The sequence below is a fragment of the Coprococcus sp. AM11-30B genome (assembly GCF_027674365.1).
GTDB classification, from domain to species: Bacteria; Bacillota; Clostridia; order Lachnospirales; family Lachnospiraceae; genus Allocoprococcus; species Allocoprococcus comes.
Genome location: NZ_JAQDVB010000017.1, coordinates 15,332 through 34,484, shown reverse-complemented (window position 1 = coordinate 34,484; position 19,153 = coordinate 15,332). Strand labels below are relative to the sequence as shown.

General features: G+C 42.7%; 14 protein-coding genes and 1 other annotated feature. All 14 genes read left to right on the top strand.

The genetic code is table 11. The features are described 5' to 3' along the window. Nucleotides 1–24: 24 nt before the first annotated feature. The 14 genes from nusG (at nt 25) to PGU50_RS12040 (ending at nt 19,153) form a co-directional block, all read left to right on the top strand. Nucleotides 25–540: a transcription termination/antitermination protein NusG gene (gene nusG, locus PGU50_RS12105; protein WP_008373482.1), complete on the top strand. Its 516-nt coding sequence runs from the start codon at nt 25–27 to the stop codon at nt 538–540. Nucleotides 541–610: 70 nt separating this feature from the next. Further along, nucleotides 611–1,039, top strand: coding sequence for a 50S ribosomal protein L11 (rplK, locus tag PGU50_RS12100; protein WP_055247516.1), 429 nt, complete (start codon nt 611–613; stop codon nt 1,037–1,039). 84 nt (nt 1,040–1,123) lie between these two features. Further along, the gene (gene rplA / locus PGU50_RS12095; RefSeq protein ID WP_008373486.1) at nt 1,124–1,816 is read left to right on the top strand and encodes a 50S ribosomal protein L1; all 693 of its coding nucleotides are present in this window, start codon (nt 1,124–1,126) and stop codon (nt 1,814–1,816) included. Nucleotides 1,817–2,029: 213 nt separating this feature from the next. Next, entirely contained in the window at nt 2,030–2,974 is a 945-nt protein-coding gene (locus tag PGU50_RS12090) for an L-lactate dehydrogenase (protein WP_270247087.1), read from the top strand. Nucleotides 2,975–3,039: 65 nt separating this feature from the next. Next, nucleotides 3,040–3,176, top strand: a sequence feature (ribosomal protein L10 leader region). Between the two features lie 75 nt (nt 3,177–3,251). Beyond that, nucleotides 3,252–3,776, top strand: coding sequence for a 50S ribosomal protein L10 (gene rplJ / locus PGU50_RS12085; RefSeq protein ID WP_022220338.1), 525 nt, complete (start codon nt 3,252–3,254; stop codon nt 3,774–3,776). 81 nt (nt 3,777–3,857) lie between these two features. Further along, nucleotides 3,858–4,232 carry a 50S ribosomal protein L7/L12 gene (rplL, locus tag PGU50_RS12080; RefSeq protein ID WP_022220337.1) on the top strand — a complete coding sequence of 125 codons (375 nt, stop codon included), beginning with the start codon at nt 3,858–3,860 and terminating at the stop codon, nt 4,230–4,232. A 347-nt stretch (nt 4,233–4,579) separates the two neighbouring features. Continuing rightward, nucleotides 4,580–8,449, top strand: coding sequence for a DNA-directed RNA polymerase subunit beta (gene rpoB, locus PGU50_RS12075; RefSeq protein WP_117824610.1), 3,870 nt, complete (start codon nt 4,580–4,582; stop codon nt 8,447–8,449). Between the two features lie 13 nt (nt 8,450–8,462). Then, nucleotides 8,463–12,155 (top strand): DNA-directed RNA polymerase subunit beta', encoded by a 3,693-nt coding sequence (rpoC, locus tag PGU50_RS12070; RefSeq protein WP_270247086.1) that lies wholly within the window; start codon nt 8,463–8,465, stop codon nt 12,153–12,155. 187 nt (nt 12,156–12,342) lie between these two features. Beyond that, nucleotides 12,343–12,921 carry a helix-turn-helix domain-containing protein gene (locus PGU50_RS12065; RefSeq protein WP_270247085.1) on the top strand — a complete coding sequence of 193 codons (579 nt, stop codon included), beginning with the start codon at nt 12,343–12,345 and terminating at the stop codon, nt 12,919–12,921. Nucleotides 12,922–13,341: 420 nt separating this feature from the next. After that, nucleotides 13,342–14,415 carry a M24 family metallopeptidase gene (locus tag PGU50_RS12060; protein ID WP_270247084.1) on the top strand — a complete coding sequence of 358 codons (1,074 nt, stop codon included), beginning with the start codon at nt 13,342–13,344 and terminating at the stop codon, nt 14,413–14,415. Nucleotides 14,416–14,437: 22 nt separating this feature from the next. Next, entirely contained in the window at nt 14,438–16,081 is a 1,644-nt protein-coding gene (locus tag PGU50_RS12055; protein ID WP_270203003.1) for a peptide ABC transporter substrate-binding protein, read from the top strand. A 173-nt stretch (nt 16,082–16,254) separates the two neighbouring features. Continuing rightward, complete coding sequence (locus tag PGU50_RS12050; RefSeq protein ID WP_022219960.1) at nt 16,255–17,181, top strand: ABC transporter permease; 927 nt, start codon at nt 16,255–16,257, stop codon at nt 17,179–17,181. 10 nt (nt 17,182–17,191) lie between these two features. Then, a complete protein-coding gene (locus PGU50_RS12045; RefSeq protein ID WP_008373509.1) occupies nt 17,192–18,115 on the top strand; it encodes an ABC transporter permease in 924 nt (307 codons plus the stop codon). Between the two features lie 15 nt (nt 18,116–18,130). Further along, entirely contained in the window at nt 18,131–19,153 is a 1,023-nt protein-coding gene (locus PGU50_RS12040; protein WP_055155422.1) for an ABC transporter ATP-binding protein, read from the top strand.

Sequence of the window (19,153 nt, the reverse complement as noted above, 5' to 3'; positions counted from 1 at the left end):
TGGTAATGCAGGAAAGGTGAGTTTATGGCAGAAGCAAAATGGTATGTTGTGCATACCTATTCAGGGTATGAAAACAAGGTAAAAGCCAACATTGACAAAACGATCGAGAACCGTCATCTGGAAGATGAGATCCTTGAGGTCCGTGTTCCGATGCAGGAAGTTGTCGAATTGAAGAACGGCGTACAGAAAGCGTCTCAGAAAAAGATGTTTCCGGGATATGTTCTGATCCACATGATCATGAACGATGATACCTGGTATGTGGTACGAAACACAAGAGGTGTTACAGGATTTGTAGGTCCTGGATCCAAACCGGTTCCGCTTACAGATGAAGAGATGGCACCACTTGGTATCCAGAAAGAAGACATCGTGGTAGATTTTGAAGAAGGAGATACTGTGACAGTAACAGGCGGAGCCTGGGAAGGAACAGTCGGCATGATTCAGACTATCAATATGGCTAAGCAGAGCCTGACGATCAATGTTGATTTATTCGGCCGCGAAACGCCGGTAGAAATCAGTTTCGCAGAAGTCAAAAAAATGTAACTTTATGCGCAGTGCATAATGAACACGTGGGAGGGAAATCCCCGCAAATACCACAAGGAGGTACTTTAAAATGGCAAAAAAAGTTTCAGGTTATATCAAATTACAGATTCCAGCTGGAAAGGCTACTCCGGCTCCACCGGTTGGTCCTGCTCTTGGACAGCACGGTGTAAATATCGTTGAATTTACAAAACAGTTCAACGCAAAGACAGCTGATCAGGGAGATCTGATCATTCCTGTAGTAATTACAGTTTACAGTGACAGAAGTTTCAGCTTCGTTACAAAGACTCCTCCGGCAGCAGTTCTTATTAAGAAAGCCTGCAACCTTAAATCTGGTTCAGGTGTTCCGAACAAGACAAAAGTTGCTAAGATTACAAAAGCTCAGGTAAAGGAAATCGCAGAACTCAAGATGCCAGACCTGAACGCTGCATCCGTAGAATCAGCTATGAGCATGATCGAAGGAACATGCCGCAGCATGGGTGTAACTGTAGTAGAGGACTAATTCAGACTGCATAAGCAGAATGTAAGGAAACTGAAAAAATACGTGGGAGGGAATTCCCGTAATCACCACTAGGAGGTATTTAGAATGAAAAGAGGAAAGAAATACGTAGAAGCTGCAAAGTTAATCGACAGAGCAACTCTCTATGATAGAGATGAAGCAATCGCACTTGTTAAGAAGAGCGCGACAGCTAAATTTGACGAAACAATCGAAGCTCATATCAGAACAGGATGTGACGGACGTCATGCAGATCAGCAGATCCGTGGCGCTGTAGTTCTTCCGCACGGAACTGGTAAAAAGGTTCGTATCCTTGTATTTGCTAAAGATGCTAAAGCTGAAGAAGCTAAAGCAGCCGGAGCAGATTACGTAGGCGGAGATGAACTCATTCCGAAGATCCAGAATGAAAACTGGTTCGAATTCGATGTAGTTGTAGCTACACCGGATATGATGGGTGTTGTTGGACGTCTCGGACGTGTACTTGGACCAAAAGGTTTAATGCCAAACCCGAAGGCTGGTACAGTAACAATGGACGTTACAAAAGCTATCAACGAAATCAAAGCTGGTAAGATTGAGTACAGATTGGACAAGACAAATATCATCCATGTACCAGTAGGAAAAGCTTCTTTCACTGAAGAACAGCTTGCTGACAACTTCCAGACGCTTATCGATGCGATTAACAAAGCTAAACCGGCAGCAGTAAAGGGTCAGTATCTTAAGAGTGTGACACTTACTTCTACAATGGGACCTGGTGTAAAAATCAACCCAATGAAGCTTGCTTAATCAGTATTGAATAAATGTAAATAATAGAGACACCGTATGCGGAGTGATCCGGTACGGTGTCTTTTTGTGCAGCATGAAATCTAACAAACAGTATTCTGTATACATTGTGCATTTTTTGGCGAACAATGCATGAAAACATTGAAAATCGGGGAAAATAATGATAACCTATGCCTGTGAAAAAAGTATCAAGCAATTAAAAGGAGGCACTTTGTCATGGTTAATATTCAAAAGGCAGCAATTATCGGATGTGGGTTTGTAGGAGCGTCCTCTGCGTTCAGCTTACTTCAGAAAGGGATCTTTTCCGAACTGGTACTGATCGATGCGAATAAAGAAAAAGCAGAAGGGGAGGCAATGGACATAAGCCACGGTAGACCATATGCGCACCCGATGAAAATATATGCGGGATCTTATGATGATATCAGTGATTGTTCACTAATCATCATTACAGCTGGGGCAAATCAAAAACCGGGAGAGACAAGACTGGATCTGGTACACAAAAATGTAGCAATTTTCAAATCGATTATTCCGGAAATCACAAAACGCGGATTTGAAGGAATCCTGCTTGTTGTAGCAAATCCAGTGGATATTCTGACTTATGCGGCACTTAAGATTTCCGGATATCCGAAGGAAAGAGTATTCGGAAGCGGAACCGTTCTGGATACTGCAAGATTCCGCTATCTGTTAAGTGAACATCTTCAGGTTGCGAGCCGGAGCGTACATGCCAATATCATCGGAGAGCATGGAGACAGTGAGCTTGCTGTATGGAGCGGGGCAAATGTAGCGGGAATTCCAATCAATGATTTCTGTGAACTTCGCGGACATTATCAGCATCAGGAATCTATGGAAAGAATTTATAAGACCGTGCGGGACAGTGCTTATGATATTATCCAAAAAAAGGGTGCAACCTATTATGGTGTGGCAATGGCGGTTGCGAGAATTGCAGAAAGCATTGTTATGAATGAAAATGCGGTTCTTCCTGTCACGAGTCTGATGGAGGGAGAATACGGACTGGAAGGACTCTGTATCAGTGTTCCGACCATAGTTTCGCAGAATGGTGCAGAAAAAGTTCTTGAGATTCCACTGAGCGATGAAGAAAAAGAAAAATTGCTTTCATCTGCAAAAGAATTGAAGGAAGTTCTGGATGGTTTGGACTTATAATAGAAGAAACTGGATGAAATTGAAAAAATGAAAAAATACACTTGACTTTCTGGTAAACGTATGCTATATTTACGAAGTAACTGCCGAAGACAGTAGGTGCCGTAAGGCATAAGGGTCAAAACGCCTACCGAGGAAGACAAGATTCATTAGATTTGAATTTGTAAACCTCTGTGCTTTGGCGCGGAGGTTTTTTAGCGCATGATTGCGTGATATGAAAGTCCCCGCTGGGACCGAGACTTTCTGGCAGTTGAAAATACTACAAGGAGGTGCACCATTCGTGGCAAAAGTTGAATTAAAACAACCTATCGTACAGGCAATCGTTGAAGATCTCACAGATGCTCAGTCAGCAGTTATCGTTAACTACTGTGGACTTACAGTAGCTCAGGATACTGAACTTCGTAAACAGCTGAGAGAAGCAGGTGTTATCTACAAAGTTTGCAAGAACACAATGATGAAGAGAGCTTTTGAAGGAACAGATTTCGCACAGCTTGACGAATATCTGGAAGGACCGAACGCTATTGCAATTTCTAAAGAAGATGCAACAGCACCGGCAAGAATCATCTGCAATTTCGCTAAGAAAGCAGAAGCTCTTGAAGTAAAAGCAGGTGTAGTTGAAGGCTCAGTATATGACGCAGCTGGTATTCAGGAACTTTCTAAGATTCCGTCAAGAGAAGTACTGCTGTCCAAATTACTTGGAAGCTTACAGTCACCTATTACAAACCTTGCTCGTGTTCTTAATCAGATCGCAGAACAGGGTGATGCTCCGGCAGAAGCTGAAGCAGAAGCACCGGCAGCAGAGTAAGCTGTACCGGAATCCCATCCGAGTGTGGGAACAGTAAGAGGCGAAAGAGCCAATCATTAAAATCAAATGGAGGAAAATAAAATGGCAAAATTAACAACAGCAGAATTTATTGAAGCTATCAAAGAATTATCTGTACTTGAATTAAATGACTTAGTTAAAGCATGTGAAGAAGAATTTGGTGTATCCGCAGCAGCAGGTGTTGTAGTAGCAGCAGCTGCAGAAGGTGGAGCAGCAGCAGAAGAAAAAGATGAGTTCGACGTAGAACTTGTTTCTGCTGGAGCATCTAAAGTTAAAGTTATCAAAGTTGTTCGTGAAATCACAGGACTTGGACTTAAAGAAGCTAAAGAATTAGTTGACGGAGCACCGAAGGTAGTTAAAGAAGGCGTTTCTAAAGCTGAAGCTGAAGAAATCAAAACAAAACTTGAAGCTGAAGGAGCAGAAGTTAACCTTAAGTAATTTTGGTTATCACACTGTGAATGACAAGAGCGTATCGCGCAGGATTTCCTGCAGTGATACGCTCTTTTGATTTTTTATACTTTTCTGCGGTATGCATACAATGATGATGAGGATTGCGAGAGTGCAAAGCACGTAGCAATCTGGTATCAAAGGGACCGAAAGTAAATTTTGCCACTTACATTACAAAATACAATAAAAATACAATTCTTTGAAAAGTTAGACTTGACAATCGGGAAAAACCTGTGGTAAAGTAAAAAATGCGCTATTGTGGAAACGTATGCCATAAGTGCGCCCTGAATAAGGCGGAAATAACCCGAAAATTTATCATATAAGGAGTGAAACGTCAAATGGAGAAAAACAGAATTCGTCCCATCACAAACGGAAAAAGTATGCGCATGAGCTATTCCCGGCAAAAAGAAGTACTCCAAATGCCTAATTTGATCGAAGTTCAGACCGACTCTTACAAATGGTTCCTGGATGAAGGATTAAAAGAAGTATTTGATGATATTTCTCCGATTACCGATTACAGCGGACATCTGAGCCTGGAATTTGTCGACTTTACATTGTGCACAGATGAAACCAAGTACACAATCGAGGAATGTAAAGAACGCGATGCTACTTATGCTGCACCGCTTAAAGTGAAGGTAAGACTTCACAACAAAGAGACAGATGAGATCAATGAACATGAGATCTTTATGGGTGATTTACCGATTATGACAAGAACCGGTACCTTTGTAATCAATGGTGCGGAACGTGTTATTGTCAGCCAGCTGGTGCGTTCACCTGGTATTTATTATGGAATTGCGCATGATAAACTTGGTAAAGAATTATACTCTTGCACCGTTATCCCGAACAGGGGTGCATGGCTTGAATATGAGACGGACTCCAATGACGTTTTCTATGTCCGTGTGGACAGAACCCGTAAGGTGCCGATCACAGTCCTGATCCGTGCACTTGGTATTGGAACGAATGCTGAGATTATCGATCTTTTTGGTGAAGAGCCAAAGATTCTCGCAAGTTTCACAAAGGATACTTCAGAGAACTATCAGGAAGGTCTTCTCGAATTATATAAGAAGATCCGTCCGGGTGAACCGCTTGCTGTAGACAGTGCAGAAAGTCTGATCACCAGCATGTTCTTTGACCCGAGACGTTATGACCTTGCAAAGGTTGGACGTTATAAATTTAATAAGAAGCTTATGCTCAAGAACCGTATCACAGGACATACGCTGGCTGAAGACGTAGTAAGCCCGATGACAGGTGAAGTAATTGCAGAAGCAGGAGCTGTCGTTGACAGAGAACTTGCAGATGCCATCCAGAATGCAGCTGTTCCATATGTGTGGATCGCAAGAGAAGAAAGTGACCGTAATATCAAAGTACTTTCTAATATGATGGTAGATCTCAAAGCTGTATGTGGAATCGATCCGGAAGAAGTTGGCGTAACTGAACTGGTATACTATCCGGTACTTGCTGAACTCCTGGAAGAGACAGCCGGAGATATCGATGAGCTGAAAGAAGCAATTCATAAGAATATTCATGAACTGATTCCGAAGCATATTACAAAAGAAGACATTATGGCGTCTATCAATTACAATATGCATCTTGAATATGGAATCGGTAAAGATGATGATATTGACCACTTGGGTAACAGACGTATCCGTGCGGTTGGAGAACTTCTCCAGAATCAGTACAGAATCGGTCTTTCAAGACTGGAAAGAGTTGTCCGTGAAAGAATGACAACACAGGATCTGGAGGGCATTTCTCCGCAGTCACTGATCAATATCAAGCCTGTAACTGCTGCTGTTAAAGAGTTCTTCGGATCATCACAGCTGTCACAGTTCATGGATCAGAATAACCCGCTTGGTGAGCTGACTCACAAGAGACGTCTTTCCGCACTTGGTCCAGGTGGACTTTCCCGTGACCGTGCCGGATTCGAGGTTCGTGACGTTCACTACTCACATTACGGAAGAATGTGTCCGATCGAGACACCTGAAGGGCCGAACATCGGTCTGATCAACTCTCTCGCATGTTATGCAAGAATCAATGAGTACGGATTTATAGAAGCACCGTACCGTAAGATTGACAAAACAGATCCGCAGAATCCGGTTGTAACCGAAGAGGTAGTGTATATGACTGCGGATGAAGAAGATAATTATCATGTAGCACAGGCGAATGAGCCTCTGGATGAGGAAGGACATTTCATTCATAAGAATGTATCTGGTCGTTACCGTGATGAGACTCAGGAATACGAGAAAAGAATGTTTGATTACATGGACGTATCTCCGAAGATGGTGTTCTCTGTTGCTACAGCACTGATTCCGTTCCTGCAGAACGATGATGCGAACCGTGCGCTGATGGGGTCCAACATGCAGCGTCAGGCCGTACCGCTTCTTACTACAGAAGCTCCGGTAGTCGGAACAGGTATGGAAGTAAAATCTGCTGTCGACTCAGGTGTATGTGTCGTTGCAGAAGAAGGTGGTATTGTTGAAAGATCAACATCTACTGAAATCACAATTAAACAGGATGACAAGACAAAAAAGACTTATAAGCTGACCAAATTCCTGCGAAGCAACCAGAGCAACTGCTATAACCAGAGACCGATCGTTGTTAAAGGTGAAAGAGTTGAAAAGGGACAGGTAATCGCAGACGGACCTTCTACCTCCAATGGTGAGATGGCTCTTGGTAAGAACCCGTTGATCGGATTTATGACCTGGGAAGGTTACAACTACGAGGATGCTGTACTTCTTAGTGAACGTCTTGTACAGAATGATGTTTATACATCTGTTCATATCGAAGAATATGAAGCAGAAGCCCGTGATACAAAGCTCGGACCAGAAGAAATCACACGCGATATTCCTGGCGTAGGAGATGATGCACTGAAAGATCTGGATGAGAGAGGTATTATCCGTATCGGTGCTGAGGTTCGTGCAGGAGATATTCTTGTCGGCAAAGTTACTCCGAAGGGAGAGACAGAACTGACAGCAGAGGAAAGACTTCTTCGTGCAATTTTTGGAGAAAAAGCTCGTGAAGTAAGAGATACTTCTCTGAAAGTACCTCATGGTGAATACGGTATCGTTGTAGATGCAAAAGTATTTACAAGAGAAAATGGGGATGAACTTTCACCGGGAGTTAATCAGGCAGTCCGTATCTACATCGCACAGAAGAGAAAGATCTCTGTAGGTGATAAGATGGCCGGACGTCATGGTAACAAGGGTGTTGTTTCCCGTGTACTTCCTGTAGAAGATATGCCGTTCCTTCCGAACGGACGTCCGCTTGACATCGTGCTGAACCCACTGGGTGTACCGTCACGTATGAATATCGGACAGGTACTGGAGATCCACCTTTCTCTGGCTGCCAAAGCACTTGGATTCAACATTGCAACACCAGTATTCGATGGTGCAAACGAGGTTGATATTATGGATACCCTGGATCTGGCGAACGATTATGTTAACCTGTCCTGGGAAGAATTTGAAGCAAGACATAAAGAAGAACTTCTTCCGGAAGTTATGGATTATCTGTATGAGAACAGAGACCACAGAGCACTGTGGAAAGGCGTTCCGCTTTCAAGAGACGGTAAAGTAAGACTGAGAGACGGTCGTACCGGAGAATATTTCGACAGCCCGGTAACAATCGGACACATGCATTATCTGAAACTGCATCACCTGGTTGATGATAAGATCCATGCACGTTCAACCGGTCCTTACTCACTGGTAACACAGCAGCCACTTGGTGGTAAAGCACAGTTCGGTGGACAGCGTTTCGGAGAGATGGAGGTTTGGGCACTGGAAGCTTACGGTGCATCTTATACTCTGCAGGAAATCCTGACAGTTAAATCCGATGATGTGGTTGGCCGTGTGAAGACATACGAAGCAATCATCAAAGGTGAAAATATTCCTGAACCGGGAATTCCGGAATCCTTCAAGGTACTTCTTAAAGAACTTCAGTCACTCGGTCTGGATGTACGTGTCCTGGATGAGAACAATGAAGAAGTTCAGATCATGGAAAGTGTAGATTACGGTGATACAAACCTGAATCACATTATTGAGGGAGACAGACGCTACAATAACGATGAAGATTACGGTAAACACGGATACAGCAAGCAGGAATTCTCAGAAGGAGAACTGGTTGATGTAAATGATGAGCCGGAGGAAGATGACAGCTTCGACGATTTTGATGGCGATATGAACGATGATTTTGATGACGACATGGATTTAGAATAGGAGGATGCCGAGAATGACAGAAACAAAAAAAGAACCAACGTATCAACCGATTTCATTTGATGCGATTAAAATAGGTCTGGCATCTCCGGAAAAGATTCTGGAATGGTCAAGAGGTGAAGTTACAAAACCGGAGACAATCAACTACAGAACACTGAAGCCGGAAAGAGACGGTCTGTTCTGTGAGAAAATCTTTGGACCTAGCAAAGACTGGGAATGCCACTGTGGTAAATACAAAAAGATCCGTTATAAAGGTGTTGTATGCGATCGCTGCGGTGTAGAAGTAACAAAGGCAACTGTGCGACGTGAACGTATGGGTCACATCGCACTTGCGGCACCGGTTTCTCATATCTGGTATTTCAAAGGTATTCCGAGCCGTATGGGACTGATCCTGGATCTTTCACCGAGAACTCTGGAAAAAGTACTGTATTTCGCTTCTTATATCGTACTTGACAAGGGAGAGACAGATCTCTCTTACAAGCAGGTTCTTTCTGAAGCTGAATACCAGGAAGCAAGAGAAAACTGGGGCAATGGCTTCCGCGTAGGAATGGGAGCAGAAGCGATCAAAGAACTTCTTGAAGCGATCGATCTTGAAAAAGATTATGCTGAACTGCAGGCAGGACTTGAGGGTGCTACCGGACAGAAGAGAGCAAGAATCGTTAAGAGACTTGAAGTAGTAGAAGCTTTCCGCGAATCAGGAAATAAACCGGAATGGATGATCATGACTGCAATCCCGGTAATTCCGCCGGATCTGCGTCCGATGGTACAGCTGGATGGTGGACGTTTTGCAACATCTGACCTGAATGATCTGTACAGAAGAATTATCAACAGAAATAACCGTCTGAGAAGACTCCTTGAACTGGGAGCTCCGGACATTATCGTTAGAAACGAAAAGAGAATGCTGCAGGAAGCTGTAGATGCTCTGATCGACAATGGACGTCGTGGACGTCCGGTAACAGGTCCTGGAAACAGAGCACTGAAATCCCTTTCTGATATGCTGAAAGGTAAATCAGGACGTTTCCGTCAGAACCTGCTCGGAAAACGTGTTGACTACTCAGGACGTTCCGTTATCGTTGTAGGACCGGAACTGAAAATCTATCAGTGCGGTCTTCCGAAAGAAATGGCAATCGAGCTGTTCAAGCCGTTTGTTATGAAAGAACTTGTTGAGAGCGGAGCTGCTCACAATATTAAGAATGCTAAGAAAATGGTAGAGCGTCTTCAGCCGGAAGTATGGGATGTACTTGAAGATGTAATCAAAGAGCATCCGGTTATGCTGAACCGTGCTCCTACACTTCACCGTCTTGGTATCCAGGCATTTGAACCGATTCTGGTAGAAGGTAAAGCAATTAAGCTTCATCCACTGGTATGTACCGCATTCAATGCCGATTTCGATGGTGACCAGATGGCGGTTCATCTTCCGCTTTCTGTAGAAGCTCAGGCTGAGTGCCGTTTCCTTCTGCTTTCACCAAACAACCTTCTGAAACCGTCTGATGGTGGTCCGGTAGCTGTTCCTTCACAGGATATGGTTCTTGGTATCTACTATCTGACACAGGAAAGACCGGGAGCCAAGGGAGAAGGAAAAGTATTCAAGAGTGTGAATGAAGCAATTCTTGCTTATGAAAACGGAGTTGTAACTCTTCACTCAAGAATCAAAGTACGTGTGACAAAGACGATGCCGGATGGAACAAAGAAAACCGGTACAGTAGAGTCTACACTTGGACGTTTCATTTTCAACGAAATCATTCCGCAGGATCTCGGTTTTGTTGATCGTGAAAAAGAAGGAAATGAACTGGTTCTTGAAGTGGATTTCCATGTAGGAAAGAAACAGCTGAAACAGATTCTTGAAAAAGTTATTAACACACATGGTGCGTCAGCTACAGCTGAAGTACTTGACCATGTAAAATCAATGGGATACAAGCTCTCTACAAGAGCAGCTATGACTGTATCTATTTCAGATATGACTGTACCGCCACAGAAACCGGAATTGATCGCAAGAGCACAGGCAACGGTTGATAAGATCACACGTAACTTCAAGCGTGGTCTTATTACAGAAGAAGAGCGTTACAAAGAAGTTGTAGAGACCTGGAAAGAAACAGATGATGAGCTTACAGAAGCCCTTCTTACAGGACTTGATAAATACAACAACATCTTCATGATGGCGGATTCCGGAGCCCGTGGATCTGACAAACAGATCAAACAGCTTGCAGGTATGCGTGGACTTATGGCTGATACAACCGGTCATACGATCGAGCTGCCTATCAAGTCAAACTTCCGTGAAGGTCTGGACGTACTGGAATACTTCATGTCTGCGCATGGAGCTCGAAAAGGTATGTCAGATACTGCCCTTCGCACAGCCGATTCAGGATACCTGACAAGACGTCTTGTTGACGTATCACAGGATCTGATCATCCGTGAGGTTGACTGTGTAAGCAAAGATGCTGAAATTCCGGGAATGTATCTGCATGCATTCATGGATGGAAATGAAGAAATCGAAAGTCTTCAGGAACGTATTACAGGAAGATATTCATGCTATACAATTTGTGACAAAGATGGCAATGTGCTTGTAAAAGCAAACCACATGATCACACCAAAACGTGCAGAAAAGATCATGAAATACGGTGTGGATGAAAATGGAAATTCACCACTTAAGAAAGTGAAAGTCCGTACAATCCTGACCTGTAAATCACACATTGGTATCTGTGCGAAATGTTATGGTGCCAATATGGCAACAGGTGAACCTGTACAGGTTGGTGAAGCTGTCGGTATTATTGCAGCTCAGTCAATCGGTGAACCTGGTACACAGCTGACCATGCGTACTTTCCATAGTGGTGGTGTAGCCGGTGGAGATATCACACAGGGTCTTCCTCGTGTCGAAGAACTTTTTGAAGCAAGAAAGCCGAAAGGTCTTGCTATCATCACAGAAATCGCAGGTGTTGCAAACCTGAACGATACAAAGAAGAAGCGTGAAATCATCGTTACCAATCAGCAGACAGGTGAGACAAAGACTTATCTGATTCCTTATGGATCACGTATTAAAGTACAGGATGGAGCTGTTCTGGAAGCCGGTGACGAGCTTACAGAAGGTAGCGTGAACCCACATGACCTTCTTAAGATCAAAGGTCTTCGTGCTGCACAGGACTACATGCTTCAGGAAGTACAGAGAGTATACCGTCTGCAGGGTGTAGAAATCAACGATAAGCATATCGAAGTTATCGTTCGTCAGATGCTGAAGAAGATCCGCATCGAAGAAAGAGGGGATACTGAATTCCTTCCGGGAACAATGGTAGATGTCCTTGAGTTCAACGATGTAAATGAACAGATGGTAACAGAAGGTAAAGAACCTGCAACAGGAGAACAGATCATGCTTGGTATTACCAAGGCATCCCTGGCAACAGATTCCTTCCTGTCAGCTGCATCCTTCCAGGAGACAACCAAGGTTCTGACTGAGGCTGCTATCAAAGGCAAGGTTGACCACCTGATCGGTCTGAAAGAGAACGTCATTATCGGTAAACTGATTCCGGCAGGAACAGGTATGAGAAAATACCGTGACGTTAAACTTGATACAGGCCTTGGTATGGATATGGACGACGAAATCAGTTTTGATGATTTTGATATGGATGATGATACTGAGTCTGAAGCACCGGCAGAGACAGCAGAAACTGTTGAAAGCGAAGAAAATGCTGACGAAACAGTTACAGTTGAAGAATAGGCTTTATATGCTAAGAGAGGCAGATACGTTGAATGGCGTGTCTGCTTTTCTTGCTTTAAAGACATGAAAAACAAAAATATTTAAAAATTATTTCCAATTCTTTAACACTTTACAAAAATAAAGGGTTGCAAAATATGAAAAAATACAGTAGCATATAAATAATCAGTCGAAAATCAGGGGGTGCGATATGCTGGATTTAGATCATATTGGTGAACGGATCAGAGAATGCAGAAAAAAGAAAATGATGACAATCCGGGTTTTGGGAGAATATACAGGACTTTCAGCGGGCTATCTGAGTATGCTGGAACAGAATAAGACATCTCCGAATGTGGACAGTCTTGCGCGAATTTGTGAAGCACTGGATATTGATATCCAGTATGCACTGGAAGGCGAAAAGCCGGGAAAGACGGTTATACGCAGAGAAGAAATGAGTAAGCATCTTTATCCGGAAGAAAATATAATAGTTGAGGTTGCAGACTTCGGTCAGGGAGAATCGATTTTTGAATATATTACGATTGAACCGGGAGAATCTGCGAAAAAAGAAGAATATAGTCATGTCTTTTCGGAAATGTGTATGGTGATAAAAGGAACTCTGAATGTAGAGGTGGAAGGAGAAATTAGCAGTTTACATCCGGGAGACAGTGTATATATAAAGAGCAGAGAGCGTCATAGTATTTCCAATCCTGGAAAAGAACCTTGTGTGAGTATATGGGTATATCACCGGGATGTACCAAGACTGTTTGGAAGAAATGAAAATAAAAGGTGAAAATTAAATTGTGAAATAAATAGCATTCCTCTTGACAATCATAGAGTATGGTTCTATAATAAGAAAAAAAGTTACACATATGAATAAATATTCATCTGAGTGAATTTACAAAATTGAACTGTTAAAACGGGGTTTCTTCGAAATTCACGCAACTCTGAAGACAGTGTTATTTACTAAAGTGTATAAAGATTAGATTTTTATACATACAATACGGACAATCTAATAATTAAACATAGACTTCATAGCGTGAAACTATGACCTTTGAAAGAAGACAAGGACGTCATGATGTAAATCATAGCGTTCTTTTGTTTACACCACTAGACTGCGGTCTAGTAAAGTATTACATTGTCGCAGAAGGACGGACATATCTGGTAAATATACCGTCTCGAAAGAACAAAAGTACATGAGAGGAGAACGAAAATGGACAGATTAACACAATTGCGAGAGTACATGGAAAAAGAAAGGCTGGATGCGTTTTATATTGCAAAGCCGGCGAATGTACGTTGTATCAGCGGATTTACGGGGGAAGACTCGTTCCTTTTTATCACAAAGGCGAATCAGTATTTTATCACTGATGCAAGATACACAGAGCAGGCATCTTATGAATGCCCGGATTATGAGCTTGTAAACTGGCGAATCAATTTTGGCTACAGTATGGGGAAAGCTGTTGCATATTGCGCAGACAAAGATGGAGTTAAAACAATTGGATTTGAACAGGATCATCTGACATTTGAAAAATGGAACTCTATGCAGGCTGAACTCAGCGCTGAGATGATTCCGACGCTGAATGTAATCGAAGGCTTCCGCGCGATTAAGACGCCGGAAGAGATCAAGAACCTTACCGTTGCCTGCGATATCGCATCCAGAGCATTTGAAAAAATTATAAAAGACATCCGTCCGGGTGTGACAGAAAAAGAAATTGCATCCAGACTTGCACATTACATGGTTATGGAAGGTGCAGATACCAAACCTTACGGTGGAATCGTTATTTCAGGAGCAAAGAGCTCTCTGCTTCACGGAATTCCGGACAGTAAGCCAATCGAATACGGTGATTTCGTATTGATGGATTATGGATGTCAGTACAAAGGTTATCTTTCGGATATGACAAGAACAGTAGTTGTCGGAAAGGCAGACGCCAAACAGAGAGAAGTTTATGATCTCTGCCGTCGCATGACAGAAGATACAGAAGCATCTGTAAGAGCCGGTGTAACAGGAACTTCCTGCTATGAAGCTTCACTTAAAGCAATTAAAGATACAGAATACCTTCCGTATAATTATACAGGAATTGGTCATGGAGTTGGGCTGTTCGTCCATGAACTTCCGAATATCGGGCTGAACTGTGAGAATATCTTACAGGAGAACAGCGTAATGACAGTAGAACCAGGACTTTATATTCCGGGTTGGGGTGGTGTCAGACTTGAGGACCAGGGCATCATCACAAAAGACGGATATGAGAACCTGATCAGTGCTACACATGAGCTAATAGAATTATAAATGAAAAAGGAGGACAACATTTATGAAAAAGAAATTATTAGCAGCTTTACTTGCCACGGCAATGACAGTAACAATGTTTGCCGGCTGTAGTACTCCGGGATCAAAAGATTCCAAGAAAGAAGAAAGTGAATCATCAGGAAAGAAGAGAATTACTTACACACTTCGTGAAGATCTTCCTTCTATGGACCCACAGAACAGTAACTCTATTTCATGTTCAACAGCGGAGATTTGTACTTATGCAATGCTGACACGTAACGTGGAAGGCGAGATTAAGCCGGATGCAGCTGAAAGCTGGGATATCTCAGATGACGGACTTACTTATACATTCCACCTTCGTGATGGACTGAAATGGTCTGACGGAGAAGATGTAAAAGCAGGCGATTATGTTTATGGTATCCAGAGACTTATGGATCCAGAAATGGCAAGCGATTACGCATTCATCGGATATATCCTCAAAAACGGTGCAGAAGTAAATAGCGGTTCTGTGCCTGTCGATGAACTTGGCGTATCTGCACCAGATGACAAGACAGTTGTTATCGAACTTGCACATCCGGCTACATACTTCCTTAGTATGGCTGCTATGGCAACATTCGGTCCTACAAGAAAAGATTATGTAGAAAAATACGGAAAAGAATATGCAGCTGATCCGGAAAAATCTGTTTATAACGGACCGTTCAAGATGACAGAGTGGAAACATGGCGATGAAATGATCCTTTCTAAGAATGAAAATTACTGGGATGCAGACAGCATCAAGCTTGATGAAATCTGCGTAAAGACAGTTGCAGATGCTAAGACAGCGGTTGCTATGTGGGAACAGGGCGAAGTTGATATCACAGTTGTACCTACTGAAATGACAGATCAGTATACAGAAAATACTGAATTCTACTATACAGGTGCAGATGATTACATCATGCTCAACATGTCAGAAGACAGACCGCTTGCTAACAAGAACCTGAGATTTGCTTTGAACTATGCAATCAACAGAACAGAATACAACAAGCTGGTTAACAATGACGTATATGACGTTGCACAGAGACTTGTACTTCCAAACGTGCAGGCGGCAGATGACCAGACATACGGAGAAGCTTATCCATATACACCATTCCCGGCAGAAAATGATAATGATAAAGCAAAAGAATATCTGGATGCAGCAATGAAAGAAATGGGCGTTTCTAATCCGGCAGACATCAAGATTACTCTTCTTACAACTGATACAGATGGTGCTAAGAAGCAGGCTGAAGTTCTTCAGGAACAGTATCAGAAGAACCTTGGTATTACAGTAGAAATCAACCAGGTAACTTACAAACAGAGACTTCAGATGGAAACTGAAAAAGATTACGATATGGTAGTAACAGGATGGGTTCCGGACTACTCTGACGCATACTCTTATCTGGAACTGTGGATCAGCGATGGTCAGTATAACCACTCTGGATATGCGAACGCTGAATACGACAAGCTTCTTAAAGATTCTCAGACAGAGACAGATGCTAAGACAAGACAGGATATGCTGTTCAAGGCAGAACAGATCTTCCTTGGAGAAGATTCCGCTCTTGTACCGCTTCAGTTACGTAGAGACCAGTATCTGATCAATCCGAAGATTTCTAACTTCAATGTATACTTTGTCGGATATGACTTCGATCTGGTATATGCAGACATCAGCGAATAATACAGTTGGATGGTAACATACCTTGCGGTCGGCGCGGACTTACTGGTCCGCACCGGCTGCTTATTTGAGGGTTTTGATTATTTCGAGGGGTAGATTTGGTATGTATCAGCCAATAGGAAGTATGTGAAATAATCAAAGCTATCAAATAAAGAAAAATGAAGGGAGACAAAAGAATGGCAAAATATATAGCTAAACGAGTTGCATTAGCCATCGTAACACTTTTGGTACTTACAAGTGTTGTATTCGTCCTGGTTCGTCTGATGCCGGGAGATCCGTTCTCAAGTGACAAGATGACACCGGAGATCAAAGCGAATCTGGAAGCTTACTATGGTTTGGATAAACCGCTTGCAGAGCAGTATATAACTTATATGAAGAATGTGCTTCATGGTGATCTGGGGTATTCTATGAAGTATGAAAGTCAGACAGTTAACCGTATTATTGCTGACTCATTCCCATACTCAGCAGACTTGGGAATCCGTTCACTGTGCTTTGCACTGTTCTTCGGACTGATCCTTGGAATTGTAGCAGCACTGAATCGAGGAAAGAAACTGGACTTTGTCTGTATTTTGATTGCGATCATTGGTACATCGATTCCTGACTTCATCATGGGATCTGTACTTCAGTATTTCTTCGGAATCAAATGGCAGATTCTTCCGGTTGCGCAGTACACAAGCTTTAAGCACACAATTTTACCGTCAATCGCGGTTGGATTCTATACACTGGCATCCATTTCCCGTCTGATGCGTTCCAGTATGCTGGAAGTTGTATCTTCAGATTATACAAAGACAGCACGTGCGAAAGGTTTATCGGATTTCCGAATTACAGTTAAACATCAGATCCGTAATGCGATCACACCGATCATTACCATTATGGGACCGACAGTTGCATCTGTATTAACAGGAACATTCGTAATCGAAGCCCTTTTCGCAATCCCTGGAATGGGAAAACATTATGTAGACAGTATTAACATGGCAGATTATACACTGGTTCTTGGTATGACGATCTTCTACGGAGCATTCCTGATCGTGTCAATCCTGATTGTAGATATCTTATACGGTATTGTAGATCCGAGAATCCGTCTGAGTGGTAAAAAAAGGTAGGTGACGAGAAATGGCAGAAATTACAAAAGAACAGTTTAAAGTTGTAGGAAAAAATACAAAGACAATGGAGTCTATTTCCCGTCCGAATATTGGTTACTGGCAGGATGCATGGAGACGAATCCGCAAGAATAAGATTGCATTCTTCTCATTGTGCCTGATTGGACTTTATGTACTTATGGCGATCTTTGTTCCAATGTTCAGCAAATATGACATTGCAACACAGAGTGTGGCAGAGATGAACCAGAGTTTTTCAAAAGCACATTGGTTTGGAACAGACTCTCTTGGACGTGATCTCTGGGTTCGTGCATGGTCTGGTGCGAGAGTATCTCTGACAATTGGTTTTGCAGCCAGCATCATCAATGCAATCGTTGGATCTATCATGGGTGGTATCTCAGGATTCTACGGTGGCAAGATCGATATGGTTATCCAGCGTGTCGTTGACGTATTATACGGAATCCCAAGTCTGATCGTTACCATTCTTCTTATGGTAGTTGTTGGTAACGGTGTACACTGTTTGATTCTTGCTATGTGTTGCGTCGGATGGATCGGTGGATGTCGTTTCGTTCGTGGTGAAGTATTAAAACTGAGAGAATCTGATTTCGTATCTGCAGCCAAGATCCTTGGTGTGCCGGATATCGTAATCATTGTAAAACATATTTTACCGAATATCATGGGACTTATCATTACAAACCTGACAATGGCTATTCCGGGAGCTATTTTCCAGGAGGCATTCCTGAGCTATATCGGTCTGGGTATCAAACCACCGAACTGCAGCTGGGGTGTACTTGCAAAAGACGGAATCGCACAGCTGAGAATTCATCCGTACCAGGTATTTGTACCGGCATTCCTGATTTGTACAACAATGCTTGCGCTGAATCTTCTTGGTGATGGGCTTCGTGATGCATTTGACCCGAAACTTAGAGGAACCGAGTAGGAAGGAGTATAGAAGATGGAAAATTTATTGGAAGTAAAAAATCTGCAATTCTCTTTCCGTACATACGGTGGAGTTGTAAAAGCTGTTCGTGATGTCAGCTTTGAAGTCCGTCCGGGAGAAATTCTTGGTATAGTTGGAGAATCCGGATGTGGAAAGAGTGTTACCTCTCAGTGTCTGATGAGACTGAATCCGGAACCGCCTGGATTCTTTGAAGGCGGAGAGATTCTTTATAAAGGAAAAGATGTTCTGAAAATGAACAAAAAAGAACTTCGTCAGTTCCGTGGAAAAGAGATCAGTTATATTTTTCAGGATCCTATGACCTCATTGAACCCGACAATGCGTATCGGAAAACAGATTGAAGAAGTATTCGTCGGAAGAAAAGGTATGAGTGCAGCTGAGAAAAAAGCAAAAGCACTTGAAATCCTTAAAATGGTAGGTATCTCTGATGGAGAACGCCGTTACAAACAGTATCCACATGAACTTTCAGGTGGTATGAAACAGCGTGTTATGATCGCGATCGCTCTGGTGGGAAGCCCGAGCATCGTTATTGCCGATGAGCCGACTACTTCTTTGGATGTTACAATTGAAGCGCAGATTCTTGATGTACTGAAAAATCTTCAGAAAACACTTGGGACATCTATTATCTTGATCACACATGACCTTGGTGTTATCGCAAAGCTTTGCGACCGTGTACTGGTTATGTATGGAGGAAAGATCGTAGAACGTGGATCTGTAGATGAGATTTTCTATGATACAGCACATCCTTACACAAAAGGACTTATGCATTCAATTGCCAAACTGGATACAGCAAAAGGCCACAAATTGCAGCCAATCGAAGGAACACCTCCGGATCTGTTTGCACCTCCGAAAGGATGTCCGTTCGCAGCAAGATGTGAATACTGCATGGAAATCTGTAAAGATATGCCGCCACAGACTTATGAGCTTTCAAAAGAACATGAAACCTGTTGCTGGCTGCAGCATGAATATGCACCGGATACAGACATGAGAAGAAAAGTAACTGAGAAAGGAGAGGTGTAA

What these genes read in the sequence shown, in the direction of transcription:
- PGU50_RS12045 (WP_008373509.1), top strand. Translation starts at nt 17,192, where the DNA reads ATGGCAGAAATTACAAAAGAACAGTTTAAAGTTGTAGGAAAAAATACA.
- PGU50_RS12040 (WP_055155422.1), top strand. Translation starts at nt 18,131, where the DNA reads ATGGAAAATTTATTGGAAGTAAAAAATCTGCAATTCTCTTTCCGTACA.
- rplK (WP_055247516.1), top strand. Translation starts at nt 611, where the DNA reads ATGGCAAAAAAAGTTTCAGGTTATATCAAATTACAGATTCCAGCTGGA.
- PGU50_RS12055 (WP_270203003.1), top strand. Translation starts at nt 14,438, where the DNA reads ATGAAAAAGAAATTATTAGCAGCTTTACTTGCCACGGCAATGACAGTA.
- PGU50_RS12050 (WP_022219960.1), top strand. Translation starts at nt 16,255, where the DNA reads ATGGCAAAATATATAGCTAAACGAGTTGCATTAGCCATCGTAACACTT.
- rplA (WP_008373486.1), top strand. Translation starts at nt 1,124, where the DNA reads ATGAAAAGAGGAAAGAAATACGTAGAAGCTGCAAAGTTAATCGACAGA.
- rpoB (WP_117824610.1), top strand. Translation starts at nt 4,580, where the DNA reads ATGGAGAAAAACAGAATTCGTCCCATCACAAACGGAAAAAGTATGCGC.
- PGU50_RS12060 (WP_270247084.1), top strand. Translation starts at nt 13,342, where the DNA reads ATGGACAGATTAACACAATTGCGAGAGTACATGGAAAAAGAAAGGCTG.
- rpoC (WP_270247086.1), top strand. Translation starts at nt 8,463, where the DNA reads ATGACAGAAACAAAAAAAGAACCAACGTATCAACCGATTTCATTTGAT.
- rplL (WP_022220337.1), top strand. Translation starts at nt 3,858, where the DNA reads ATGGCAAAATTAACAACAGCAGAATTTATTGAAGCTATCAAAGAATTA.
- PGU50_RS12090 (WP_270247087.1), top strand. Translation starts at nt 2,030, where the DNA reads ATGGTTAATATTCAAAAGGCAGCAATTATCGGATGTGGGTTTGTAGGA.
- PGU50_RS12065 (WP_270247085.1), top strand. Translation starts at nt 12,343, where the DNA reads ATGCTGGATTTAGATCATATTGGTGAACGGATCAGAGAATGCAGAAAA.
- nusG (WP_008373482.1), top strand. Translation starts at nt 25, where the DNA reads ATGGCAGAAGCAAAATGGTATGTTGTGCATACCTATTCAGGGTATGAA.